Source organism: Nocardia exalbida NBRC 100660 (assembly GCF_000308575.1).
GTDB lineage: Bacteria > Actinomycetota > Actinomycetes > Mycobacteriales > Mycobacteriaceae > Nocardia > Nocardia exalbida.
The window spans coordinates 1-923 of sequence record NZ_BAFZ01000018.1; the positions used below are offsets into that span (position 1 = coordinate 1).

The 923-nt window shown below is 64.5% G+C and carries 1 protein-coding gene; it reads left to right on the forward strand.

The features are described from left to right. Positions 1–923, forward strand: a 923-nt coding sequence (locus ON29_RS04245) for an AMP-binding protein (RefSeq protein WP_040864827.1), incomplete at both ends; no start/stop codon positions are given.

A 923-nucleotide genomic window follows, 5' to 3' on the forward strand; every position in this document is an offset into this window, starting at 1 on the left:
GGCGCGCTGGAACGCCACCGAGCAGTCCGTGGATGCGGGCGCGACCCTGGTCTCGCTGCTCGATGCCAGCGTGGCGGCGGACCCGCGTTCCACGGCGCTCGTCGCCGATTCGATCGACGGCGAACGCGTCGAGCTGACCTACGCCGAACTCGATACGCGAGTGAATCGTCTTGCGCGGCATCTGATCTCGTTGGGTGTGGGTCCGGAGTCGCGGGTTGCTCTGGCGTTGCGTCGGTCGGTGGATCTGATCGTGGCGATGTATGCGGTGGCGAAGTCCGGTGGTGCGTATGTGCCGGTGGATCCGGACCAGGCCGCGGAGCGCACCAGCTACATCCTCGAGACGGCGGCACCGGTGTGCGTGTTGTCGAACGCGGAGGCGGAGTTCGAGACCGATGTCGCGCCGGTGGTGCGCATTGATGAGCTGGATTTGTCGGGTGTGGACGCGAAGCCGGTCACGGATGCTGATCGGGTTGGGCCGTTGCGTGCGGAGAACACGGCGTACGTCATCTTCACGTCTGGTTCGACGGGTCGTCCTAAGGGTGTGGCGGTGCCGCACGGTGCGATCGCGAATCAGTTGCAGTGGAAGAGTGTCGAGTTCGGTCTCGATGCGGCTGATGCGATTTTGTTGAAGACGGCGGCGACGTTCGACTTGTCGGTGTGGGAGTTCTGGTCGGCGGCGGTGTGTGGTGGCCGTCTGGTCATCGCTTCGCCGGATGGTCATCGGGATCCGGCATACCTCAACGAACTCATGGCCCAGGAATGGGTCACTACGCTGCACGTCGTGCCGTCCATGCTGGACGCGCTGCTGACCGCGGGTATGCCGGATTCGTTGTGGCGGGTGCTGGCGATCGGTGAGGCGTTGCCAGGGGCGTTGGCCCAGCGGTTCTTGCGCCAGAATCCACGCACCGAGTTGTTCAATCTTT